Raw genomic sequence first — 23,832 nt, forward strand, 5'->3', positions numbered from 1 at the left:
TCGTGCGCCCCCAGGGGCCCGCTGGTCGCGCCCCGCGACGGAGTCGCTGATCGGACACGGCCCCGCGCCCCTGAAGGGCACACTTCGTGCGCCCCCGGGGGCCCGCTGGTCGCGCCCCGCGACGGAGTCGCTGATCGGACACAGCCCCGCGCCCCTGAAGGGCACACTTCGTGCGCCCCCAGGGGCCCGCTCGTCGCGCCCCGCGACGGAGTCGCTGATCGGGTACAGCCCCGCGCCCCTGACGGCGCACTTCGTGCGCCTCAGGGGGCGGCTGGGCGCGCCCCGTTGCTTGGGTCACCGGTGGGTCTCCCTGTCCGATTCGGTGCCTGTTGTCACCAGGGCCGCGAACACTGCTATCAGCGCCAGGAGTTGGGCGGCCGCGCTGAATGGGCCCGCGCCCGCTCGGACCGGTTCGCCTGAACCTGTTGCTGCGATCACTCCCGCCGCCGCCATCGCCAGGAACGCCAGTGGGACCAGGAGCGTGTGGCGCCGGCGGGCCAGGAGGGCCAGGGGCGGGACCAGGGCCGCCCAGGGGCCCGCGATCACCACGGCCACCAGGGTCAGGGCGAGGGTGCCGAGGATCCAGCCCGGTGCTGGAGGAGTCGGTGACGGCGGTGGGGAGTCGGGAGCGCGACGGCGCCACAGGGCCAGGCCGATCAGGACGGCGATGCCCGCGGCGCCCGCGAACAGGCCCGCCTGGTAGGTCGTCGCCGGCGCGTAGGACAGCTCCACCGTGCCGCTCGCCCCCTGCGGGACCAGCCACGCCTGCTGCCAGCCGTCGAGCCGCAGCGGCGTGAGCTTCTTGCCGTTCAGGGTGGCCTGCCAGCCGTCGTTAGCGTTCTCGTACGTGGTCAGGTACGCAGCCGGGCCCGCTTCGACCCGCACACTGCGCCGGTCGCCGAGCCAGTCCCGTACGGTCATGCCGCGGGTGGCGGTCTCGGCGGTCGTGGACGTGTCCGCGCGGGTCAGGGTGAGGTCCGTGACGGTCAGGGCGCCCTTGCCGCTCGCGGTGAGCGTGTGCTCGCCGGCCGGCAGGTCGAGCGGGCCGCACAGGGTGACGTCCACGGGGCGGCGCTCCGTGAGGTCGGCGACCGTGCCGCGTACGGAGGTGCGGTGGCCAACGCCGTCGACGGTCACCGAAGGTCCCTTGCCGCACGGCAGCCTGAACTGCCATGCGGGGTCCGGCTGTTGGAGCCGGTACCGGTCGAGACCGGGGAGGTACGCCTCGGTCAGACCCACCGGCAGCTGCATGTCCTCGTCGGCGACCGGGTTGTGGACCGTCAGCGGCGCCGTCTTCGTGATCGTGATGTCGAGCCGGTCCGTGGTGATGGTGTCGAAGCGGGCCATGCCGTTGACGTCGACGCCCGCGATCGCCGCCCCGTCGGGGCTGCTGATCTCGATCTGTTCGGGCCGGGTGGACAGGCCGCCCGCCGGGGCCAGGACGAGCGAGGACACGGGCTGCTTGTCCGGCCAGCGGAGGTGGATCGTGGGGCGGTCGCCCGCGATCCAGGCCGTGGTCAGATCCCCGTCGGTGAGATTGCGCGCGGAGGTGTTCGTGCCGAGCGCGGCCGTGGAGTCGGCGGTCGCGGTGATCTTCCGCTTCTGGCTGGGCGCCACGTCGTAGAGGAGCTGGTCGAGGGCGTCGCCCGCGGTGGGGGTCGCGGTCGCCTTGAACGTGTAGCGGCCGGAGCCGGAGCTGGTGAACACCCGGTTCAGGGCCGGTTCGGTGTCGGTGAGTGTGAGCCCGCCGCCGCTCACCGCACGGTGGAAACTAAACCGGTCGGCGCCCGCCGAGTCCGCGGGCAGCCGCAGCGCGCGGTGCGCCCGCACCCCGGGCACGTCGATGTCACGGAACCCGGCGCCGGTGAGCCCCGGCTTGGCGCGCTGCGTCTCCAGGATCGTTATCCGCAGCCAACGGGCCTCACCCGCAGGCGCGTTCACGGTCTGCCGGGTGCCGTCCGGCTGGATCTCGGCGGTCGTGCTGCCCCGGTCGGTCTCGATCCGGATCCGGGTGGGCGCGGCCCGCACCCCGTCCTGCGGCAGCGGCGTGAGCCTCAGCCGGCCGGGGACGTCGGTGGGCCCGGAGAAGTCGATACGCAGCCATTGGCCGCGCGCCGAGTCGGGGGCGCCCTCGGCCCAGGCGGTGTCGGGATCGCCGTCGAAGGCGTTCACGGGGTCGAACTGGGGCAGGTGCAGCAGCCAGTTGCCGCTGGAGGACGCGCTGACCGCGCGGGCCCCCTCGATCCGGGCCGTGGTCTGCCGCTCGACGCCCCGCGTCGGCAGGATCTGTTTCGGCTCCTCGCCCGGGTTCTCCGCCGCCTTCGGGCTGTTGCGCTCCGTCGGCGTGTACGGGTACGAGGTGTTGGTGTTGACCAGGCCGAAGCGCGTGTCGGCGCGGCGCAGCCCGTCGGCCGCGATCCGCAGCGCCGGGTCGCCGATCCCCGGATGGTTGTCCCCGGTGAGCACGGCGGGCCGGTCGCGGAACTCCGGATCGGCGGACAGCCGCAGCAGCGCCTCGGGACCCCCGCTGACCTCGGCCGTGTTCCGCACCGGCAACAGGCCTGCCTGGCCCGGCCGTCGGGCCTTGTCGTCGGGCGCGTAGATCTCGACGGAGCGCTGGCGCGGGTACAGGCCCTCGATGGCGATCGGGGTGTTCTCGGCGATGCGCCCGCCGGTGACGACGGGTCCGAAGCCGGTGACGCGGTGGAAGCCGGACTCGGTCAGCGTGCGCTTCACGGTCGCGGTCGGCACGTAGCCGAACTGGTCGGGGTCCAGATCGTTGCGGACGACGACGTAGTGCAGGCCCGACCGGGAGACGAAGTCCTGGAGGCCCGGGACCCGGCCGCCCGACATGAGGGCCTGCTCGACGGCGTCGAGGGCACGCCGGTTGCCGGCGGTGCCGAACGGCACGTAGTCGCGCTGCGCCCACCGGGACTCGGCGAGCACGTCGAGCGGCTGGTCGATGGGGGAGCCCCAGGTGTAGACGCCGTGCGCGGTCGCGGGCACGACCAGGGCGCGCGAGTCGGGGGAGTACTTGTGCAGCCAGTCGGCGGTCGCCTGCCAGTACGTGGGCAGCTTCTGGAAGGAGCCCGGCTGGAGGATCGAGCCGTTCAGGTAGGGCCAGGCGAGGCCCGGCAGCACCAGGACGGCCGCGAGCAGCGGCGCGTACCGGCGCACCTTCAGCGGCCGGGCGCCGCGCGGATCGGCGGCCACGCCCACGAGATGGGTGAGGCCGAGCGCGAGCGCGAGGGCGAGCCCGGTCTGGAACTTGTAGATGTTGCGGAACGGCGCGAGCCCGCCGTCCAGCCAGCCCTGCACGGTGCCCGCGAAGGGGGCGCCGAGCGCCCCGCCGTACCCGGCGAGGGTGATCAGCAGCGCGGCGAGAACGGTGAGCAGCAGCCAGCGCCGCTCGGGCAGATCGCGCCGGGCCAGGCCCGCGAGGCCGAGGCCCGCGGCGAGCGCCGAGCCGACGACGGCGACCGCGGCCGTCGCCACGGTCCAGCCCGCGGGCAGCCAGGCCTCGCCGAGATGCAGGTACGCGACCCAGTTCCCGGCGCCGCGCAGCACCTCCGTCGCCGCCATCGGATCGGTCGTGGTCCGTGAACTTTCCACGTAGGGAAGGAAGTTCTCGCCGTGCGCCCCGAGCAGGAGCAGCGGCACGATCCACCAGGCCGTGGCCAGCACGACGCCCGGGATCCACCAGGCGATCTGGCGCCGCTTGCGCGGCCCGCCCGGCCGGGACAGCAGATACAGGCCCACGGGCAGCAGCGAGGCGAGCGTCGACGCCGCGTTGACGCCGCCCATGAACGGGATCAGCAGCGCGGACCGCACCGCCGAGACCCGCGCCGACGTGCGCGGGTTCGCGAGCGGCAGCAGCACCCAGGGCAGGAACGCGCCGGGCAGCGCCGCCGCCGACGTCGACCCGACGACGATGGTGAACGTCGGCCACAGCGCGTACGCCGTCGCGCCCAGCAGCCGGCTGCGCGGGCCGCCGACGCGGAGCCGCTCCGCGAGCCGCAGCGCGCCCCAGAAGGCGACGCTCACCACGATCGACATCCACAGCCGTTCCGCCAGCCACACCGGGACGTGCAGCAGGTCGGTCAGGCCGTAGTACGGCAGCATCGGGAAGGCGTAGCCGATGTACTGGTCGGCGATGCCGCCGAAGCCCGCCCGGTCGTGCCACAGCTGCCCGAGGTCCGCGAGGAACTGCCACGGGTCCTGGGCCACGCCGAGCTTCGTCTCGAACGTGGCCCGGCCCGGGTGCACCGCGCAGAACGCGACGAACAGCACGGCCCAGAAGGTCAGCAGCCAGCGGCGCGCCCGCGGGCCCGGTTCGGGCTCGGGGGACGCCGGAGCGGCCGGTGGGGCCTGGACCATGGTGGTCATGGGGGACACCGCCTGAGGATGAGGAGAAGGTTCCACGTGGCGAACTCGCGCAGGCCCGGCACCCGCGTCACCGTCTCGGTGAGGAACGGCCAGTAGCGCGAGCGCGCGCTGAGGACCGAGACGTCGTCGCGGGCCCGCACATGGCGCAGAGTGGACCCGACGTGGTGCGGGAAGAGGTTCTCGCCGAGGGTGTGCTTGGGCGGTCGGCCGGTGCGCCGCCGGTAGCGCTCCTGGGCCCGGCCCGCGCCCAGGTAATGCCAGGGCGCCCACTCGTGACCGCCCCACGGGGACAGCCAGTTGGTGAACGAGACGTAGACGAGGCCGCCGGGCCGGGTGACCCGGACCAGCTCGCTCAGGAACGTGTCGCGGTCGGCGACGTGCTCCAGGACGTTCGACGTGAACGTCACGTCGGCGCAGCCGTCGGGCAGCGGCAGCAGATAGCCGTCGGCGACCACGGTGGAGCTCGGCGGCGCGTCGCCGAGCTCCCGGGTGTCCGGCTCGAACAGGACGCCCTGGGCGCCGCGCGCCCGGAACTCCCGCGTGAAGTGCCCGCTGCCGCCGCCCACGTCCACGACGACCTTGCCCGCGACCTTCCCGTACGCCTCGACCTGGTCGGCGGCGTCCCGGGCGAGCAGCCGGTAGCAGGCCTCCGGGTCGCGCTGCTCGCCCATGAACGCCTTGAACAGGGCGAGCGAGCGGCGCGGCGACGGATCCCTGAATCCCGTCCCCGTCATGGCGCCCAGCCCCGCACCGCCTCCGCCGCGACCGACTGGAAGCGGCGGACGGAGTGCGCCCAGCGGTAGCCGGCGGCCCGCTCCTCGGCGGCCTTGCCCATCAGTTCGCGGCGCCGGGCGGACAGGGCGAGCGTGCACCAGGCGGCGGCGAACGAGGACGGGCCGTGGGCGAGCAGCCCGGTCACCCCGTCCTCGACGGAGTCGCGCACCCCGGGCACGTCGAAACCGACGGCGGGCGTGCCGCGCGCCGCGGCCTCGGTGATCACCAGGCCCCACCCCTCGACGGCCGAGGGATGCAGCAGCATCCACGCCTCGCACAGCAGCCGGTGCTTGTCGGCCTCGGAGACGTGACCGGCGAACTCGACGCCGGGGCCCGCGAGTTCGCGCAGCCTCGGGGCCTCGGGTCCGTCGCCGACGATGACGAGCCGGCCGCCGGTCACCGGCCGGACCCGCTCCCACAGGCGCAGGAGCATGTCGATCCGCTTGTACTCCACGAGCCGGCCCATCGCGAGGAACAACGGCTCGGGGGAGCGGTCGGCGCGCGGGCCCGGCTCCTCGACCCCGTTGGGGACGAGACGGATCCGCGCCGGGTCGACGCCGATCCCGTGCAGGGCCTGCGCCGTCGAGGGCGAGACCGCGACGAGCAGGTTGCGGCGCTGGGCGACCCCGGACAGGGCCCAGTGCTCCAGCCTGCGGCCCAGGTGGGCGGCGGGCGCGAGCGGGCCGCGCAGCCGCATCCGCCACAGGTCGGTGTGCACGTGGTTCACGAGGCAGAGCGTGGGCCCGTCGTGCCACAGCGGCGCCAGGTAGGGCATGCCGTTGCAGACCTCGACGAGCAGGTCGCAGGCGCCGACCTGACGGGCGAACGCCGAGCGGGCGCGCAGATAGTGGGCGGTCTGGCCGCCCGCGGAGACGACCCGGTAGTCGCGCTGTGCGGCGGGGCCGCCGCACAGCAGGGTCACCTCGTGGCCCCCACGGGTGAGCCCGTCGGCGAGCCGGTCGATGAGCAGTTCGGAGCCGCCCGCGTTCGGATTGCCGAGGTCGCGGTGGGCGAGGAACACGATCCGGCGTGGTGCGGGCGGTGCGGCCGGAGGGTGCTGCGCGCCCGGTGGGGACGCGACGCGCAGGGGGGACGGCACGTGCTGGGGCATCCTTGCTCCAACTCGTCTCGGGGTGCGGAGCTCTGTGGGGGCACTTGCGAGAGGTGCGCGGCGCTGGTCGGGCGCCGCGACCGGTGGGTACGGGCTGCGTGCTGGGTCCGTACCGGGAGCGGTCTGGTTCCGTACGCGGATCGGTACTGGTCCGTACCGGTGGGTACTGTGCCGGGGCTGTGCGGGGACTGTGCACGGGGTGGGGTGGCACAGTTTTCGCCGCGGCGTTCGCCGCGGCTACTCACCCGCGTGACAACTTTCGGGCTTTCCTCGTCTGACGTACCGTCACATCGTGGACGTTTCCAGGGCCGTCGGGGACGTATCGGGATCAGGGCGCCGAAGCCCCTCGGGCCGCCCCCGGCCCCCCGCGCCCCGCCCGCCCCGCACCGCGAGGAGCACCGCGCCGGCGGCCAGGAACAGGATCCCCGCGCCGCCCGCGACCAGCGGGACCGTCGTGCCGAGCAGCGTCAGCCGGTCGTTGTCGTCCCGCGCCAGCGCCACCTGCGCGCGCTGCGTCGCGGGGGTGAAGGCGATCTTCCGGCTGTCCAGGAGCACCGCCGCGTCCCGGTCCGTGCCCGGTGCGCGCAGCGTCTTGCGCGGGCCGATCGACGCGTACAGGACACGGCCCGTGCGCCGGTCGACGACCAGCTCGACGCCGTGGTTGGCGTACCACTCCTCGGCGAGGACCTGGCCGCGCTTCGGCTGCCCGACGAGCTTTCCGGGGACCAGGCGGGAGCCCGTCCTGGCCGGGGCGACGGTGCCGGTGAACCGGTAGCCATCGTAGCCCTGGACCGTCGTCGTGCCGCGGAAGCGGAGCGGGATCGTCGCGCCCAGCGTGTTGTCCCACCAGGTGTACGTCCGCCGCTCCACCCGGAACGGGAACTTCAGGTAGGCCTCGCCCCTGAAGGCGGGGCTCTCGCCGCAGCAGTGCACCGGGAGGTTCGTCCTCCGGTCCGTGACCCAGCGTTCCTGGGTCCACTGGAGCGCGTCGTGCGGATCCGCGGCCGGCAGCGAGGCGTCCGTGTCGACCGAGGTCGTCACGTCCCACACCGCCGTCCCGCCGCGCTCGCCGTCCGCGACGTCGCCGCGCACCTGGCGGGTGATCGTGATCCGTTTGCCGTGCACGGTCCTGATCTTTCCGGTGTCGAAATAGCTGCCGGTTCCGGTGAACACCGTGGTGGTGTCGGTGTTCAGCGGAGTGCGTTCGGCGCGCGGTTCGACGTACCACGCGAGCAGCCCGGCGAGCACCAGAAGGAATGTGCCCACACCTAGGGCCACCAGCGGAAACGTCCGGGACGCGGCCCGGGTCGAGGTCGGGGAGGCATGCGAGGCGCTGCGACTCATGGGGCGCTCCTGGGGGGTAGGGCGCCACGGCATGGCCGTGGTCGGCCGGTCATGGGCCGGGAACCGTAGACCGGCTCTTGACGCAGTGTCAATCACCTGACAACACTGGGGACTTGCCGGAACACACAGGGTGGGGACCGACCTCAGAACTCCGAGATCTTGGACGAGAGGCTGACCCTGCGATGAACCGACTGCTTGCCGCGGCGCTGTCCGTGGCCGCCGGTGCGGCCCTCGCCGTCGCCGCGGCCTTCGGCGTGCTCGCGCTGATCGACGCCACCCCCGAGCAGCCCAACACCCCGCTGCTCACCTATGAGACACCCGGATCGGGGCGCTGACCCGTGCCCACGACCACCGCCCGCTCCGCCTGGTGCGATGTGCCGCGCCCGCAGGTGCGGCAGTTCTCGGCGCTCTCCCTGGAGGAGGCGCCGCGGCTCGCCGAGGACATCCTGCGGGAGATCCGCCACGAGTTCCCCCAGTTACCCCTCGTCATCGACGCGTCGGGCGAACCCATGGCGCTCGTCGGCATCCGGCGCGCCATCGAGGGTTTCGTCCGCCACCTCGCCACCGTCTCCGGCGCCCTCGGCGACTCGGAGGACGTGGACCAACTCCCCTCCATGTTCCAGGAGTTCGGACGCGGTCAGAGTCTGCACGGGCAGAGCCTCGACGCCCTCCAGGCCATGTACCGGCTCGGCGTCAAACTCGCCTGGCGCCGCCTCGCCGACATCGGCCAGCGCCTGCGCATCCCGCCCCCCGCCATGTACGAACTCGCCGAGTCCGGCTACGAGTACCTCGACAGCCTCGTCGACCAGTCCGTCCGCGGCTACGCCGAGGCCGCCGCCCGGCAGGCCGGAGAACGCCTGCGTCAGCAGCGCAAACTCATGGACCTGCTGCTCGACGGGCACGCCGTCGCGCCGCCCGACCCCGTCAAGGCCCTCACCGAACGCGCCGCCCGCATCGGCTGGCCCGTCCCCGAGCAGGTCGCCGTCGGCGTCCTGCTGCGCCCGGCACGCGACGCGGTCGCCCCCGCCGTCGGCCCCGACGTCCTCCTCGACATGGAGACCGAACGGCCCCGGCTCGTCGTCCCCGACCCCGACGCCGCCGGCCGCCCCGACCTGCTGCGCCGCGCCCTCGCCGGCTGGTCCGGCGCCATCGGCCCGCCCGTCGCCCCGGCCGACGCCGCGAAGTCGCTGCGCTGGGCCGAGTCCGCCGTCGCCCTCATGGAACGCGGACTGCTCCCCGCCACCGAGGTCCTGCGCTGCACCGAGCACACCCAGGCCCTCGTCCTCCTCCAGCCCGAGGAACTCGTCGACGACCTCGCCCGCCGCGCCCTCGCCCCCCTCACCCACTGCGGCCCCGCCCACTCCCGCCGCCTCGCCGAGACCCTCCTCGCCTGGCTGGAGACGAGAGGCGGCGCCCCCGAGGTAGCCGCCCGCCTCGGCGTCCACCCCCAGACCGTCCGCTACCGCCTGCGCCAGATCCGCGAACTGTGGGGCGACGAGGTCGACGACCCGGACCGCCGCTTCGAACTCGAACTGGTCCTGAGGGCCCGCCGCTTACGAGGAGAACTCGGTCCGCCGTAGTCCCCGCGCGGGACCGGTGCGAGCGATCCATTGCCCCCGAGGAGAGCCTGTACGTACCCTGTGTTCGCGATGCCGAATGATGGTTGAAATTTCGAACAAGGGAGGGGGTCGGTGATGGGACGCCTCGTGCCGGCCGTGACCCGGGCTCTGGACATCCTCGAGCTCTTCCTCGACGGGGACGGCACGCTGACCGCCCCCGACATCGTCCGCAAGCTGCAACTGCCCCGCACCACCGTGCACGAGCTGGTCTCCACGCTCGCCGCCCGGCAGTACATCGTGCAGGAGCCCGGTCAGCCCGGCCGCTACCGGCTGGGCGTGCGGCCCTACCAGCTCGGCAGCCGCTACGCGGAGCAGCTCGACCTCGCCGCCGAAGGGCGGGAGGTGGCCCGCGCCGTCGCCGAGACCTGCGACGAGACGGTCCACGTCGCGATCCTCGAGGACACCGACGTCATCTACATCGCCAAGGTCGACTCCACGCACGCCGTGCGCATGGTCTCCGCCGCCGGCCGCCGGCTGCCCGCCCACTGCACCTCCGTCGGCAAGATGCTGCTCGCCTCGCTGCCCGAGCGGGAGCTCGACGCCCGCATCCCGGACGACGCCGAGCTGACCGGCATGACCGAGAACTCGATCACCGACCCGACTGTCCTGCGCACCCACCTCGCCGCGATCCGCGAGCGCGGGGTGGCCCTCGAGAGCCGCGAGTCCAACCCGGACGTGTCCTGCGTCGCCGCGCCCGTGCGCGACCGCACCAACCGGGTCGTCGCCGCGCTCTCCATCTCCGTACCCATGGTCCGCTGGAGCGAGGCGCGCGAGGCCGAGCTCGCCGAGCTGGTCGTGAAGGGCGCCGCCGACCTGTCGGAGCGGCTCGGGCACCGGGGCCGGCCGTGAGGGCCGAGCAGGCCGTCGCAGCCCACGCCGAGCTGGGGGAGGGGCCGGCCTGGGACCCGTCGGGTGATCGGCTGATCTGGGTCGACATCCTCGGCTCCCGCGTCCACACCTACGAGCCCGCCACCGGCCGCCGCACGGTCCGCACCACCGAGCAGCACGTGGGCGCCGCCAAACCCCGCACCGACGGCGGTCTCGTGCTCAACCTCCGGGACGGGGTGGGGAGTTGGTCCCCCGAGGGTGTCTTCTCCTGGCTGCACCGGGACCCGGTGCCGGGCCGGCGCGGCAACGACGCGGCCGTCGCCCCCGACGGCGCGCTCTGGGCCGGCTCCATGCGCTACGACGAGGCCCCTGGCGGCGGCAGTCTGATCCGTGTCGCCCCCGACGGCACGACCACCGAGATCCTCACCGACGTCGCCGTCTCCAACGGCACGGGCTGGAGCCCCGACGGTCGCCTCATGTACTACGTGGACTCCCCGACCCGCCGCGTCGACGTCTTCGACGTGCACGGTGAACACTTGGGTGAGCGACGGGAGTTCGCGCGGATCCAGGAAGGCGCGGGCTTTCCCGACGGGCTCACCGTCGACGCCGACGGCTGCGTCTGGGTCGCCCTGTGGGACGGGGGCGCCCTCCACCGCTACACCCCGTCCGGCACCCTCGACCGCGTGATCCCGCTCCCGGTCCGCCGTCCCACGTCCTGCGCGTTCGGCGGCCCCGGCCTGACCGACCTGTACGTGACCACGGCCCGCGTCGGACTCGACGCGCCGGCCCCCCTGGAGGGCTCCCTCCTCGTGCTCCCGGACGCCGGGCAGGGCCTTCCGCAACCCGCTTACGGGGCACGGTAGTTCGTTGACGCAACCGGCCCCGCCCGTGGTGGACACGGGGCGGGGCCGGAGGATCGTGAGGCAGGGCTCAAGCGTTGAACGAGTGCACCGTCGTGCTCCGGTACGTCTCACCGGGCCGCAGCACCGTGGAGGGGAACGCCGGCTGGTTCGGGGAGTCCGGGAAGTGCTGGGTCTCCAGGCAGAGCCCGTCGCTCTGCCGGTAGGTCCGGCCGGAGGGGCCGGTTAGGGTGCCGTCGAGGAAGTTGCCGGAGTAGAACTGCACGCCCGGCTGGTCGGTGGCGATCTTCAGGGTGCGGCCGGAGCTCGGGTCGCGCAGCGTCGCGAAGGGGACCGGCCGGTCCGTGACGCCCTTGTCCAGGACCCAGTTGTGGTCGAAGCCCTTCGCGGTGACCAGCTGCGGGTGCGCGGTGCGGATGTCCCGGCCGATCGGCTTGGCGCGGCGGAAGTCGAAGGGTGTGCCCGCGACCTTCGCCAGCTCACCGGTCGGGATGAGTCCGGAGTCGGTGGGCGTGAACCGGTAGGCGTCCAGGGTGAGTTCGTGGTCGTGGATGCCGCCGCTGCCCTCGCCCGCGAGGTTGTAGTAGGTGTGGTTGGTGAGGTTGACGACGGTCGCCTTGTCCGTCACCGCCGCGTAGTCGATGCGCCAGTCGCCGCGCGCGGTCAGCGTGTACGTGACCCGCACCCGCAGCGTGCCCGGGTAGCCCATCTCGCCGTCGGGCGACGTGTAGTGGAGGCGCAGACCCACGTCGGAGCCGGACACGAAGCCGTCCACGTCCCAGACCCGGGTGTTGAAGCCTTTGGCGCCGCCGTGCAGGGAGTTGTCCCCGTCGTTCACGGACAGCTGGTACGCCCTGCCGTCGAGTGTGAACCGGCCCTTCGCGATGCGGTTGCCGTAGCGTCCGATCGTGGCGCCGAAGAAGGTGGTCCCGGTGACGTACCCCTCGATGTGGTCGTAGCCGAGGGACACGTTCGCGTACCGGCCGTGCCGGTCCGGGAGTTCGAGGGACTGGACGATGCCCCCGTAGGACAGGACCTTGAGACGGGTCCCGCCGTTCTCCAGGGACCAGCGGTCGATCCGCGTCCCGTCGGCGAGCCTGCCGAACTCCTCCCGCACCGGCTTGCGCCCCGGGACGGAAGAGGCGTGCGCCGTGCCGCCCAGGGTCGTGGCGGCCACACCGGCCGCCGCGGCCGACGCGATGACCGTTCGTCTGCTCGGTTCCATCTGTGACTCCCTTTTCTCGTGAGAAAACGTGAGGGCGTACGTGAGGGCGTAGGTGAGGGAGGGCCTACGCGCCCGACCGGCGCTTGTTCCACACGTCGAAACCGACCGCCGCCAGCAGGGCGAGCCCCTTGATGACCTGCTGCCAGTCGGTGCCGACGCTCAGCAGGTTCATGCCGTTGTTCAGCACGCCGAGGACCAGACCGCCGATGATCGCGCCGAGGACCGTGCCGACGCCGCCGCTCATCGACGCGCCGCCGATGAACGAGGAGGCGATGGCCTCGAGTTCGAAGTTCAGACCCGCCTTCGGCGACGCCGCGTTCAGCCGGGCCGCGACCACCAGACCGGCCAGCGCCGCGAGGACGCCCATGTTCAGGAAGACCAGGAAGGTGACCTTCTTGTCCTTCACACCGGACAGTTTCGCGGCGGGCAGGTTGCCGCCGATCGCGTAGATGTGCCGGCCGAACACGGCGTTGCGCATCACGTAGCCGTAGCCGACGATCAGCGCGCCCAGGATGAGCAGCACGATCGGCGCGCCCTTGTAGCTGGCGAGCAGCAGCGTGACGACGAGGATCGCCGCGACGATCGCGACCAGCTTCAGCAGGAAGATGTTGCGCGGCAGCACCTGGAGCGAGAACTCCTGCTCCCGCCGGCGGTCGCGGACCTCCTGGAGCACCGCGAACACGATGAGGGCGAGCCCGAGCAGCAGGGTGATGTTGTGGTAGTTGGTCTCCGGGCCGGTCTCCGGCAGGAACCCGTTGCCCATCTTCTGCAGACCGTCGGGGAACGGTCCGAGCGTCTGCCCCTTCAGCAGGATCTCGGTGAGCCCGCGGAAGAGCAGCATGCCCGCGAGCGTCACGATGAAGGAGGGGATGCCGAGTTGGGCGATGAGGAACCCTTGCAGCGCTCCGGCCACCGCGCCGACCATCAGGCACAGCACGAGCGCGAGCGGCCAGGACACGCCGTGCTGCACCGTGAGCACGGCCGCGAACGCGCCGGTGAACGCGGTGAGCGAGCCGACCGACAGGTCGATGTGGCCCGCGATGATCACCAGCATCATGCCGATCGCGAGGATCAGGATGTAGCTGTTCTGGAGGACCAGGTTGGAGACGTTGCGCGGCAGCAGCAGGTCCCCGTCGGTCCACACGGCGAAAAGCGCGATGATCAGGCCGAGCGCGATCAGCATGCCGTACTGGCGCATGTTGCGGCGCAGGCCGTCGAGCACGAGAGGCAGCAGCCCGCCGGCCGAGGCCCCCGGCGGCGCCGCCGCCGGGCTCTTGTCGGTCACTTCGGTGCTCATCGCGTTACCTCTTTGTCCTTCGTCATCTGGCGCATCAGCACTTCCTGCGTGGCCTCGGCCCGCGCGAACTCACCGGTCAGCCGCCCGGCGGCCATGGTGTAGATCCGGTCGCACATGCCGAGCAGTTCGGGCAGTTCGGAGGAGATGAAGACGACCGCCCTGCCCTCGGCGGCCAACCGGTCGATGACCGTGTAGATCTCGTACTTGGCGCCGACGTCGATGCCGCGGGTCGGCTCGTCGAGGATCAGCACGTCGGGCCCCGCGAAGATCCACTTGCTGAGGACGACCTTCTGCTGGTTGCCGCCCGACAGCTTGCCGACCGGCTCGAACACGGTGGGCGCCTTGATGTTCATCGACGTGCGGTACCCCTCGGCGACCTGCCGCTCGTCGTGCTCGTCGACGATCCCGCGCCGGGCCACCTTGCCGAGCGCGGTCAGCGAGATGTTCCGGTTGATCGTGTCGATGAGGTTGAGGCCGTAGTGCTTGCGGTCCTCGGTGACGTAGGCGATCCCGTGCCCGATCGCCTCCGCGACCGTCTTCGTACGGATCTCCCGGCCGTTCTTGAGGACCGTGCCGCTCGCGTGCCGCCCGTACGAGCGGCCGAACACGCTCATCGCGAGCTCGGTGCGGCCCGCGCCCATCAGCCCCGCGATCCCGACGATCTCCCCGCGCCGCACCTGGACCGACACGCCGTCGACGACCTTGCGCTGCTGGTCGATCGGGTGGTGCACGGTCCAGTCGCGGATCTCCAGAGCGGGCGCGACCCCCTCCTCGGGCTGATGCGGGGTGCGTTCGGGGAAGCGGTGGTCGAGGTCGCGCCCGACCATGCCCGAGATGATCCGGTCCTCGGTCGTCCCCGGGTCCTTGACGTCCAGCGTCTCTATGGACCGGCCGTCGCGGATGATCGTCACCGAGTCGGCGACCTTGCGGATCTCGCCCAGCTTGTGCGAGATGATGATCGAGGTGATGGCCTGCTGCTTCAACTCCAGGATGAGATCCAGGAGTTTGCCGCTGTCCTCGTCGTTGAGCGCCGCCGTCGGCTCGTCGAGAATGAGCAGCTTCACCTCCTTGGAGAGCGCCTTGGCGATCTCCACGAGCTGCTGCTTGCCGACCCCGATGTCGCACACCCGGGTCTCCGGGTGGTCGTCGAGGCCGACCCGCCGCAGCAGCGCGCTCGCGTGCCGCAGCGTCTCGCGCCAGTCGACGAGCCCGCGCCGCGCGTGCTCGTTGCCGAGGAAGATGTTCTCGGCGAGGGAGAGGAACGGCACGAGCGCCAGCTCCTGGTGGATGATGACGACGCCGTGCTGCTCGCTCGCGCGGATGTCCTTGAAGCGGCAGACCTCTCCGTCGAAGAGGATCTCGCCCCCGTACGTGCCGTGCGGGTGGACGCCGGAGAGGACCTTCATCAGGGTCGACTTGCCGGCGCCGTTCTCCCCGCAGACGGCGTGGACCTCGCCCCGGCGGACGGTCAGGCTGACGTCCGACAGCGCCTTGACGCCGGGAAAGGTCTTGACGATCGAGCGCATTTCCAGGACGGGTCCCGCCATGGTCCTGCCTTCCGGTGAGAGTGGGGTGGGGCGGTCGGTGGGTCCGGCCGGGCGCTACTTGAGCTGGCCCTCGGTGTAGTAACCGCCGTCCACCAGCACCGACTTGTAGTTCGCCTTGTCCACGCTCACCGGCTGGAGCAGATAGGCCGGGACGACCTTCGTGCCGTTGTCGTACGACTTGGTGTCGTTGACCTCGGGCTTCTTGCCCTTGAGGGCGTCGTCCACCATGGTCGTGGCGACCTCGGCGAGCTTGCGGAGGTCCTTGTAGACGGTCATCGTCTGCTGCCCGGCGATGATCGACTTCACGGACGCCAGCTCGGCGTCCTGCCCCGTGATCACCGGGAGCGGCTTCGCCGAGGAGCCGTAGTTGTCGGACTTCAGCGCCGACAGGATGCCGATCGAGATGCCGTCGTACGGGGACAGGACCGCGTCGACCTTGGCGCTCTTGTACGACTTGGTGAGGATGTCGTCCATGCGCTTCTGCGCGGTCGCGCCGTCCCAGCGCAGCGTGGTGACCTTGTTCAGCGCGGTCTGGCCGGAGCGGACGACGAGCTTCTTGTCGTCGATGTACGGCTGGAGCACGCTCATCGCGCCGCTGAAGAAGTACCGCGTGTTGTTGTCGTCGTTCGACCCGGCGAACAGCTCGATGTTGAAGGGGCCCTTGCCCTTCTTCAGGCCCAGCCGGTCGACGATGTAGTTCGCCTGGAGCTCGCCGACCTTCGCGTTGTCGAACGAGGCGTAGTAGTCGACGTTCTTGGTGCCGAGGATGAGGCGGTCGTAGGAGATGACGGGAATCTTCGCGTCGGCGGCCTGCTGCAGCACGTTCCCGAGGGACTTGTTGTCGATCGCCGCGACGATCAGGGCCTTGACGCCCTGCGTGATGAGGTTCTCGATCTGCGAGACCTGCTGGTCGGGGTCGTCCTCGCCGAAGACGAGCTTGGTCTTGTACCCCTTCGCCTTGAGGTCCTTCTCGACGTTCTTGCCGTCGGTGATCCAGCGCTCGGAGGACTTGGTCGGCATCGCGATGCCGATCGTGCCGCCCTCGGCGCCGCCCGCCTTCTCCTCGCTGCCGCCCTCGCCGCTCTGCCCGCAGGCGGTGAGAGTGAGGGCGAGGGCCGCTCCTGCGGCGGTCGCGGCGAATGCGGCTCGGCGGTGTGCCATGGTCATCATCCTTGGGGTCGGGGTACGGATTCGGTCGGGCTGAGCGCGGGGTGGGGAGCGTCAGGAAGCCATTTCGAACCGGCGGAGGGCGCCGGGCAGCCGGGTGCCCAGCGGCGACATGCCGCCCCCGGCGCCGTGCCGTTCGAGCAGGTCGAGCGCGAGCCGGCCGCGCCGCACCCGCTCCCGGGCGGTGGCCAGCGTGACGTCCCGCAGATGGGCGCCGTACGGGTAGATCGACGGCGCCTTGGCGAGGCCGAACTTCAGGTACAACGGGGCGCCGCGGCGCACCAGTTCGGCGATCTCGTACATCCGGACGTACCCGCCGAGGTCGTCCGGGGCCTCCACGTACATGTCCATCGGGGCGGCCGAGACCCGGCGGATCTCGGTCAGATGGGCCAGGGTCAGATCGCTCGGCACATTGAGGGAGTCGGCGCCGAGCCGCTCGTAGACGGCGTACGCGGCCGGGTTCACGGGGCCGATGAGCGCGGAGACCTTGAGCGTGGTGTCGGCGGGGATGACGCCCGTGGTGCGCGCCCGGTGCAGGGTCCACAGCACGCCCTCGTCGGCGACGAGGAGGCACTTGACGCCCAGTTCCGTGGCCCGGACGGCGTCCTCGACGCATCCGGCGACGGCGTCGTGGCCCCGGGAGCGCAGCCCGGCGCCGCCCGAGTCCGTGCGCACCGAGGCGCCGGTGTCCCAGGTGCCGCGGGGGCCGGTGAACAGGCAGAGCTCGATGCCGCGTGCGGCGGTCGCGTCGACCATCTCGGTGATCTCGGTGTCCCGCAGCATCCAGACGCCGCTGCCCTGGCTGACGCGGTGCACGGGCACGTCCAGGCGGGCCGACTCGGCCAGTACGGCGGCGAGGGCCTCCGGGCCTTCCACGGACGGTATTTCGACGCGCCAGGTGCCGCCGTCGGGGAAGGTGTGGGGGCTGGTGTCGCCGGGGTCGGCGGGTGGGGCGTGCAGGCCCAGGGCGGACAGTGCGGGTTCGCCGGGGCGGCGGGGTGTGTCGGTCACGCGGGGCCCTTCTCGAGTGGTTCGGTGTCTCCGTTGTTCGGTATTTCGAACGCGGTTCGGATCATTGGGCGGGCTCCGGGCCTCAGACGGGTCCCGGGCGGGGTCTGAAGCCCAGGCGCACGGAGCCCTAGGGGCGCAGCAGCACCTTGCCCACCTTCGGATCGCCGGAGGCGGCCAGCTTCATCGCCTCCTCGAAGCCGTCCAGGGGGAGTTCATGGGTCACCAGAGGGCGGGGCCGGAGCAGGCCCGCCGCGAACAGGCGGACCGCGTGGGCCCAGGCGGCCGGCGTCGCGCCGAACACGGTGCGCACCTCCAGCTGCCGTACGACCAGATCCGTCGGGTCGAGGCCCTCCGCGCCCGGCGCCGGGATCCCGGTGAGCACGAGCCGTCCGCCGCGCCGCAGCAGCGAGGCCGCGGTGCGGGCGGCCGAGGCGGACCCGGCCGCCTCGATCACGACGTCGCGGTCGTCCGGCAGCGGCTCGTCGCGCAGCCGGAAGTCCGTGGCGCCGAACTCCCGCGCCAGGCCTTCCCGTTCACGGTCCACGCCGACGACGAGCAGGTCCGAGGGCGAGCCCGCCGCGAGGATCTGCACGGCCAGCAGTCCGAGGGTCCCCGCCCCCACGACGGCGACGCGCGCGCCCGGCGCGGCGCCGGCCCTCAGCGCGGCGGCGGCGACGCACGCCGCCGGTTCCAGAAGCGCCGCGGCGGTCAGGTCGGCGTCGTCGGGCAGCACGTGGAGCAGCCGGGCCGGCAGCGTCAGCGTCGCGGCCATCGCCCCGGGGAGGGTGAAGCCCGTCTCCTCGTACCCGGCGGTGCACAGCGTCGTGTCCCCGGCGTGGCACCGCTCGCAGACCTGGCAGTTCCGGAATCCCTCGCCGACGGCGCCGCGCCCTACGAGCGCCCGCGGCACCCCCTCGCCCACGGCCTCCACGACCCCGGACCACTCGTGCCCCGGCGTCACCGGGTACCGCACGTACTCCGCGGGCCGGTTGCCCTGGAAGAGCTCGCGGTCGCTGCCGCACACGCCCACCGCGTGCACCCGCACCCGCGCCTCGCCGGGTCCGGGCGCGGCGGGCGCGTGCGGGACCAGCCGGTGGCGGCCCGGCTCCTCGACGACGACGGCGTGACTCACGCGCTGCCCTTCGGGTCGCGCTTCTCCCAGCCCTCGGCCCACAGGTCGAACCGGGCCTGCTGCTGCGGGAACTCGGCCGCCGCGTCCACGTCGAACTCCACACCGAGCCCGGGTGCGTGCGACAGCTCGAAGTAGCCGTCCACGACCTCCGGTGCGCCCTTGACGACGTGCTTGATCCCGGCGTCCGCGAAGTCGTTGAAGTGCTCCAGGATCTTGAAGTTCGGTGTCGTGAAGCCCACTTGGAGCGAGGCGGCGGTCAGTACCGGACCGCCCACGTTGTGCGGCGCGACCAGCATGTAGTGGGTCTCGGCGGTGGCGGCCAGCTTCCGGGTCTCCCAGATGCCGCCGATGTGGCCGACGTCGGGCTGCAGGATGTCCGCCGCCTGGTTCTCGAACAGCTCGCGGAACTCGATCCGGTCGTGGATCCGCTCGCCCGTCGCCACCGGGATCTCCACCTTCGCCGCGACCTTCTCCAGCGCCTTCAGGTTCTCCGGCGGCACCGGCTCCTCCAGCCACGCCGGCTTGAAGGGCGCGAGGTCCCGGGCGAGCCGGATCGCGGTCGCGGGGGAGAAGCGGCCGTGCATCTCCAGCATCAGCTCGGCGTCGGGACCGATGGCGTCCCGCACGGCCTCGATGAGCCCGACCGCGTACAGCGACTCCTCGTGGCCCAGCTCGAAGTGCCCGGTCCCGAACGGGTCGATCTTCAGCGCCCGGTATCCGCGCTCCATGACCCGCTTCGCCGCGTCGTGGTACGCCTCGGGGGTCCGCTCCGTCGTGTACCAGCCGTTCGCGTAGGCCTTCACCCGGTCGGTGACCTTCCCGCCGAGCAGCTGCCAGACCGGGACGCCGAGCGCCTTGCCCTTGATGTCCCAGCAGGCCATCTCGATCACCGCGATGCCGGACATCACGATCTCCCCGGCCCGCCCGTAGTCCCCGTACTTCATCCGGCGGACGAGGTCCTCGATCGCGAACGGGTCGGAGCCCAGGATGTGGTTGGCCTCGGCCTCCTTCAGATAGCCGACCAGCGCGTCCGTGCGGCCCAGCATCCGGGTCTCGCCGACACCCGTGACGCCCTCGTCGGTGTGCACCTGGACGTAGGTCAGGTTCCGCCACGGCGTGCCGACCACATGTGTGCTGATTCCCGTGATGCGCAAGGCGATTGCCCCCAGTGATGTTCGATATTTCGTCACGCGTTCGAAATCGTGGCGTGACAGTAAGGACGGCCCTGTGGGGGTGTCAATGGGTCTGCGTGGATCGGCTCGTGACGGAAGGGCATCTTCCGCACAGAAGATTCACAAGGTCGTCGTCCTGCCTCACCGCGTGGCGCCTAGCCTCCCTACGTCATGGACTACTGCCACCCCTGCCGACGCCACCTCAACGGCGCTGTGACCTGCCCCGGTTGCGGCACGCCCGCCGAGGCCGTGCGCGCCTACGCCGAGGCGCTCGCCGCGGAGGAGGCGGTCGAGGAGACCGCGCCGGAGCCCGAGGACTCGCCGGTCCGCCCGCGCGGCCGGCGGCGCCGCTCCACCCGGGCCCGGACCCAGCGGCGCAGGCGCCGTCGCGTCCTGCTCGTGGCGGCGGGCCTCGCCCTCGCGGCGGGCGGACTCGGCGTCGCCGAACTCGCCGACTCCGGGGCGCCGGCCGACACGCAGGCCGCCCCCGACGTCACCGGCGCGGACGAGACCGGCACCGCCGCGACGCCTTCCGCCGAGCCGAGCCAGGGGTCGACGCCGCCCGCCTCGTACACCGGCAGCCCGACGGCCTCCCCGTCCCCGAGCGCGACCCGCGACGCCGCCGACGCCGAGAAGTCCCCGTCGAAGGAGCCGGAGAAGAAGGAGAGTGCGAGCCCGGACGGCGCGGACACCCCCGCCGCGAGCACACCGCCGCAGGCCCCCTCGACCTCCCGGCCGACAACGACCGCCCCACGCCCCACACCCACACCACCGGCCCCGGCCCCAGCACCGACCGAGACCTGCGACCGCTTCCTGTGGTGGTGCACCTGACGACTGCCGGCACACGCTGCCGGGTGGTGCCTCTGGCGGCTGCCGGCGCACCTGGGTGAGTCGTCAGGCTTTGCGTCCGTCGGCTCCCGGCGTACCCGGGCGATGCACCTGACGGCTCCCGGCGTACCCGGGCCAGCCGTCAGGCTTCGCGTCCGGCCGCTCAGGCCGTGCCGGTCATCCGGCGCAGCATGTCCCGGAACACGAGCCGCTCCTCGTGCGACAGCCCGGCCAGCGGCTCCCGGGCGAAGTCCAGGGAGTCCCGCAGGCTCCGTGCCACCCGCACGCCCTCCTCGGTCGGCGCGGCCACCTTCACCCGCCGGTCCCCGGGCGACGGCTGCCGCTCCACCAGACCCCGGGTCTCCAGCCGGTCCACGATCCCCGTGATGTTCGACGGCTCGCACTTCAGGCGATGGGCGATCTGCCGCATCGGCAGCGGGTCGAGCGAGAGCAGCCCGAGGACCCGTGCCTGCGCCCCCGTGAGGCGGTGCCGTGCGGCGGCCTCCTCGTACTCCTGGTGGTAGCGCGCGACGACGGCCCCGATCAGCTCGACGACTTCGAGCGTGAGCGGGTCGGTGCGGCGCGAACGGGTGGCGGTCATGCTCTCCAGGGTACCCAGATACTTGACATACTGAAATATTCAGACGCATGGTTGTTTCAGGTAGTGAAACATTCGGGCCGTCCGTCCGAGCCGTACCCCCAGCCGCGAAGGATCAGCGCATGTCCGCCGACACCCCTCAGATTCCCGCCACCGGCCGCGAGTGGGCCCTGATCAGCCGCCCCGTGGGCTGGCCGAAGCCCGAGGACTTCGAGCTGCGCGAGGCCCCGGTCGAGGCGCCCGCCGCCGGCCAGGTCCTGGTCAAGAACCTGTACCTCTCGGTCGACCCGTACATGCGCGGCCGGATGAGCGCCGCGAAGTCGTACGTCGCCCCGTACGAGCTGGGCAAGGCCATGCAGGGTGGCGCGGTCGGCGTCGTCATCGCCTCGAACGACGAGGGCGTCGCGGTCGGCGACCACGTCCTGCACTTCTTCGGCTGGCGCGAGTACGCGACCTTCGACGCCAAGCAGGCCGTCAAGGTCGACCCGGACGCCGCGCCGCTGTCCACCTACCTCGGCGTCCTCGGCATGACCGGTCTCACCGCCTACGCGGGCCTGCTGCGCACCCTCTCCTTCAAGGAGGGCGACAGCGTCTTCGTGTCCGGCGCGGCGGGCGCGGTCGGCAGCCAGGTCGGCCAGATCGCCAAGCTCAAGGGCGCCTCGCGCGTCATCGGCTCGGCCGGCTCCGACGAGAAGGTCAAGCTGCTCCTGGAGGAGTACGGCTTCGACGCGGCCTTCAACTACAAGACGGGCGAGGTCCACACCCTCCTGAAGGAGGCGGCTCCCGACGGGATCGACACGTACTTCGACAACGTCGGCGGCGACCACCTGGAGGCCGCCATCAGCCGTCTGAACCGCGACGGCCGCATCGCCATCTGCGGCGCGATCTCCGTGTACAACAGCACGGAGCCCGCCCCCGGCCCGCGCAACCTCTCCCGCCTGATCCAGACCCGCGGCCGCATCGAGGGCTTCCTCGTCGGCGACCACTACGACCTGCAGCCGCAGTTCGTGCAGGAGGTCGGCGCCTGGATCCGCTCCGGCGAGCTCAAGTACCGCGAGACCTTCGTCGACGGCATCGAGAACAACCTGGAGGCGTTCATGGGCGTCCTCCGCGGCGACAACACCGGCAAGATGATCGTCAAGCTCTGACCTTCGCGCCCCCGGTACGCACTGTGGCCCCCGTCTGTGACGGGGGCCACTTTCGTTCTGCGCGCCATTCGCTACTCTCTTTCCGTAATACGGATCTGACTTTCCGCTTAATGGATTGATCGAGGGAGTACGGGCATGGCCATCACGCAGTCCGACGTCGTCTACACCGCCGTAGCCACCGCCGAGAACGGCCGCGACGGCCGCGTCGCCACCGACGACGGCAAGCTCGACGTCGTCGTGAACCCGCCGAAGGAGCAGGGCGGCTCGGGCGAGGGCACCAACCCGGAGCAGCTCTTCGCTGCCGGCTACAGCGCCTGCTTCCAGGGCGCCCTCGCCGTCGTCGCCCGCCAGGAGAACGCCGACGTGTCCGGCTCGACCGTCACCGCCCACGTCGGCATCGGCAAGAACGACGAGGGCTTCGGCATCATCGTCGACATCAAGGCGTCGATCCCGAACGTGGACGCGGCCACCGCCAAGGACCTCGTCGAGAAGGCCCACCAGGTCTGCCCGTACTCCAAGGCGACCCGCGGCAACATCACGGTCACGCTCTCCGTCTGAGCCTGACAGGCCCGCAGAGGCCGTCGGACCCGTCCCGTAAGGTGTGCGCCATGCGTGATCTCGGGGCGGGCTTCGGCTATCTGATGAAGGGGCAACGATGGGTTGCCCAGCACGGCAAGCAGTACGGCTGGAGCCTGCTGCCCGGTCTGATCACCCTGGTCCTGTACGCCGCCGCGCTCGTCTGCCTCGCCGTCTGGGGCGCCGACTTCGTCGGGTGGGCCACCCCGTTCGCCGACGACTGGTCCTCGCCGTGGCTCGGCCTCTTCCGCGGCTTCCTCACCGTCGTCCTCTTCGCCCTCGCGCTGCTCCTGTCGGTGCTGACCTTCACCGCGGTCACGCTCCTGATCGGCCAGCCCTTCTACGAGTCCCTGTCCGAGCAGGTCGACCTCGCCGAGGGCGGCCACGCCCCCGAGTCCGGCCTGCCGCTCTGGCGTGAGCTGTGGATCTCGGCGCGCGACAGCCTCCGGGTCCTGCTCCGCGCGGGCCTGTGGGGCGTCCTCCTCTTCGCCTGCGGCTTCCTGCCCTTCGTCGGCCAGACGGTCGTCCCCGTCATCGGCTTCTTCGTCACGGGCTTCTTCCTGACGGAGGAACTGACGGCGGTGGCCCTCCAGCGCCGCGAGGTCCAACTCCGCGACCGCCTCGCCCTGTTGCGCTCCCGCAAGTCCCTGGTCTGGGGCTTCGGCACGCCGCTGGCGGTGGCCTTCCTGGTCCCGTTCGTGGCGGTCTTCCTGATGCCGGGAGCGGTGGCCGGAGCGACCCTGATGGTCCGGGATCTCGAATCCCCGCCCGACGAGAGCGCGACGCCGGGAGTGCGCCCCGCCGCGACGAACCCGCACCAGCACCCGCACCCGGCGGCGAACCCGTACACCACCGACGGCGGCACCCCGCGATGAAGACCGCGAACCTCGCCGTCCTCTTCGCCATAGAACTGATCTCCCTCGGCGCCGTCGGCGCCTACGGCTTCACCCGGGACGTCGCGTCCCCCCTGGCCTGGCTCTACGGCCTCCTCGGCCTGGCGGTGATGATCACCACCTGGTCCCTCCTCGGCTCCCCGAAGGCCCGCTGGAAGACCCGCGGCGGCGCCCGCGTCGCCTTCGAACTGGCCTGGTTCGGGGCCGGAGTCGCCGCCCTCGCCCTGTCCGGCGCCTACGTCTGGGCGGCCCTGTTCGCCGCCGTCTGCGCCCTGAGCAAGGCCCTGGCCGCCACCTGGGACCAGTAGAGAAGAAG

21 protein-coding genes are annotated in these 23,832 nt (G+C 72.0%); 9 read left to right on the plus strand and 12 right to left on the minus strand.

The window, feature by feature from the left end; translation table 11 throughout:
- Positions 1–294: 294 nt before the first annotated feature.
- The 4 genes from ACZ4E1_RS00110 to pgfA form a co-directional block, all read right to left on the minus strand.
- Positions 295–4,386, minus strand: a complete 4,092-nt coding sequence (locus ACZ4E1_RS00110) for an alpha-(1->3)-arabinofuranosyltransferase domain-containing protein (protein ID WP_467534342.1) — start codon at positions 4,384–4,386, stop codon at positions 295–297.
- Complete coding sequence (locus ACZ4E1_RS00115) at positions 4,383–5,120, minus strand: class I SAM-dependent methyltransferase (RefSeq protein WP_467534343.1); 738 nt, start codon at positions 5,118–5,120, stop codon at positions 4,383–4,385. Before ACZ4E1_RS00115 ends, ACZ4E1_RS00110 begins: the two co-directional genes overlap by 4 nt.
- Positions 5,117–6,271 (minus strand): glycosyltransferase family 4 protein, encoded by a 1,155-nt coding sequence (locus tag ACZ4E1_RS00120; RefSeq protein ID WP_467534344.1) that lies wholly within the window; start codon positions 6,269–6,271, stop codon positions 5,117–5,119. The genes ACZ4E1_RS00115 and ACZ4E1_RS00120 overlap by 4 nt, the downstream gene beginning before the upstream one ends.
- Positions 6,272–6,556: 285 nt before the next feature.
- Positions 6,557–7,615, minus strand: coding sequence for a cell envelope lipid trafficking protein PgfA (gene pgfA / locus ACZ4E1_RS00125; RefSeq protein WP_467534345.1), 1,059 nt, complete (start codon positions 7,613–7,615; stop codon positions 6,557–6,559).
- Between the two features lie 182 nt (positions 7,616–7,797).
- Here pgfA and ACZ4E1_RS00130 point away from each other — a divergent pair, with 182 nt between their 5' ends.
- From ACZ4E1_RS00130 to ACZ4E1_RS00145, 4 genes are all read left to right on the plus strand, one after another.
- Positions 7,798–7,950: a DUF2613 family protein gene (locus ACZ4E1_RS00130; RefSeq protein WP_188339108.1), complete on the plus strand. Its 153-nt coding sequence runs from the start codon at positions 7,798–7,800 to the stop codon at positions 7,948–7,950.
- A gap of 3 nt (positions 7,951–7,953) precedes the next feature.
- Complete coding sequence (locus ACZ4E1_RS00135; RefSeq protein WP_467534346.1) at positions 7,954–9,195, plus strand: PucR-like N-terminal domain-containing protein; 1,242 nt, start codon at positions 7,954–7,956, stop codon at positions 9,193–9,195.
- A 114-nt stretch (positions 9,196–9,309) separates the two neighbouring features.
- The gene (locus ACZ4E1_RS00140) at positions 9,310–10,083 is read left to right on the plus strand and encodes an IclR family transcriptional regulator (RefSeq protein ID WP_467534347.1); all 774 of its coding nucleotides are present in this window, start codon (positions 9,310–9,312) and stop codon (positions 10,081–10,083) included.
- Entirely contained in the window at positions 10,080–10,925 is an 846-nt protein-coding gene (locus ACZ4E1_RS00145; protein WP_467534348.1) for an SMP-30/gluconolactonase/LRE family protein, read from the plus strand. The genes ACZ4E1_RS00140 and ACZ4E1_RS00145 overlap by 4 nt, the downstream gene beginning before the upstream one ends.
- 67 nt (positions 10,926–10,992) lie before the next feature.
- On the opposite strand, the gene ACZ4E1_RS00150 is transcribed toward ACZ4E1_RS00145, so the two are convergent.
- The 7 genes from ACZ4E1_RS00150 to ACZ4E1_RS00180 form a co-directional block, all read right to left on the minus strand.
- On the minus strand, positions 10,993–12,147 hold the full coding sequence (locus ACZ4E1_RS00150; protein WP_467534349.1) for an aldose epimerase family protein: 1,155 nt from the start codon (positions 12,145–12,147) through the stop codon (positions 10,993–10,995).
- A 64-nt stretch (positions 12,148–12,211) separates the two neighbouring features.
- Positions 12,212–13,444 carry a multiple monosaccharide ABC transporter permease gene (mmsB, locus tag ACZ4E1_RS00155; protein ID WP_467534350.1) on the minus strand — a complete coding sequence of 411 codons (1,233 nt, stop codon included), beginning with the start codon at positions 13,442–13,444 and terminating at the stop codon, positions 12,212–12,214.
- Complete coding sequence (gene mmsA / locus ACZ4E1_RS00160) at positions 13,441–14,991, minus strand: multiple monosaccharide ABC transporter ATP-binding protein (RefSeq protein ID WP_467534352.1); 1,551 nt, start codon at positions 14,989–14,991, stop codon at positions 13,441–13,443. Before mmsA ends, mmsB begins: the two co-directional genes overlap by 4 nt.
- Before the next feature lie 54 nt (positions 14,992–15,045).
- Positions 15,046–16,152 carry a multiple monosaccharide ABC transporter substrate-binding protein gene (gene chvE, locus ACZ4E1_RS00165; protein WP_467534353.1) on the minus strand — a complete coding sequence of 369 codons (1,107 nt, stop codon included), beginning with the start codon at positions 16,150–16,152 and terminating at the stop codon, positions 15,046–15,048.
- A 60-nt stretch (positions 16,153–16,212) separates the two neighbouring features.
- Positions 16,213–17,169 (minus strand): hypothetical protein, encoded by a 957-nt coding sequence (locus tag ACZ4E1_RS00170; RefSeq protein ID WP_467534355.1) that lies wholly within the window; start codon positions 17,167–17,169, stop codon positions 16,213–16,215.
- A 127-nt stretch (positions 17,170–17,296) separates the two neighbouring features.
- Entirely contained in the window at positions 17,297–18,301 is a 1,005-nt protein-coding gene (locus ACZ4E1_RS00175) for a zinc-dependent alcohol dehydrogenase (protein ID WP_467534357.1), read from the minus strand.
- Positions 18,298–19,455 (minus strand): mandelate racemase/muconate lactonizing enzyme family protein, encoded by a 1,158-nt coding sequence (locus tag ACZ4E1_RS00180; protein WP_467534358.1) that lies wholly within the window; start codon positions 19,453–19,455, stop codon positions 18,298–18,300. The genes ACZ4E1_RS00175 and ACZ4E1_RS00180 overlap by 4 nt, the downstream gene beginning before the upstream one ends.
- A 189-nt stretch (positions 19,456–19,644) precedes the next feature.
- Between ACZ4E1_RS00180 and ACZ4E1_RS00185 the strand changes: the two genes are divergently transcribed.
- Positions 19,645–20,304 (plus strand): SCO2400 family protein, encoded by a 660-nt coding sequence (locus ACZ4E1_RS00185; protein ID WP_467534360.1) that lies wholly within the window; start codon positions 19,645–19,647, stop codon positions 20,302–20,304.
- A 160-nt stretch (positions 20,305–20,464) separates the two neighbouring features.
- Here ACZ4E1_RS00185 and ACZ4E1_RS00190 read toward each other — a convergent pair whose 3' ends face one another.
- Complete coding sequence (locus ACZ4E1_RS00190; RefSeq protein WP_467534361.1) at positions 20,465–20,902, minus strand: MarR family winged helix-turn-helix transcriptional regulator; 438 nt, start codon at positions 20,900–20,902, stop codon at positions 20,465–20,467.
- Between the two features lie 119 nt (positions 20,903–21,021).
- On the opposite strand from ACZ4E1_RS00190, the gene ACZ4E1_RS00195 reads away from it, so the two are divergent.
- The 4 genes from ACZ4E1_RS00195 to ACZ4E1_RS00210 all read left to right on the plus strand — a co-directional run bounded on the left by ACZ4E1_RS00195 (position 21,022) and on the right by ACZ4E1_RS00210 (position 23,824).
- A complete protein-coding gene (locus tag ACZ4E1_RS00195; protein WP_467534363.1) occupies positions 21,022–22,047 on the plus strand; it encodes an NADP-dependent oxidoreductase in 1,026 nt (341 codons plus the stop codon).
- A gap of 135 nt (positions 22,048–22,182) precedes the next feature.
- The gene (locus ACZ4E1_RS00200) at positions 22,183–22,605 is read left to right on the plus strand and encodes an organic hydroperoxide resistance protein (protein WP_188339122.1); all 423 of its coding nucleotides are present in this window, start codon (positions 22,183–22,185) and stop codon (positions 22,603–22,605) included.
- A 50-nt stretch (positions 22,606–22,655) separates the two neighbouring features.
- Positions 22,656–23,498 (plus strand): EI24 domain-containing protein, encoded by an 843-nt coding sequence (locus tag ACZ4E1_RS00205; RefSeq protein ID WP_467534366.1) that lies wholly within the window; start codon positions 22,656–22,658, stop codon positions 23,496–23,498.
- Positions 23,495–23,824 (plus strand): YrdB family protein, encoded by a 330-nt coding sequence (locus ACZ4E1_RS00210; protein ID WP_467534367.1) that lies wholly within the window; start codon positions 23,495–23,497, stop codon positions 23,822–23,824. The genes ACZ4E1_RS00205 and ACZ4E1_RS00210 overlap by 4 nt, the downstream gene beginning before the upstream one ends.
- Positions 23,825–23,832 lie beyond the last annotated feature (8 nt).

Source organism: Streptomyces sp. NPDC025806, from assembly GCF_055558275.1.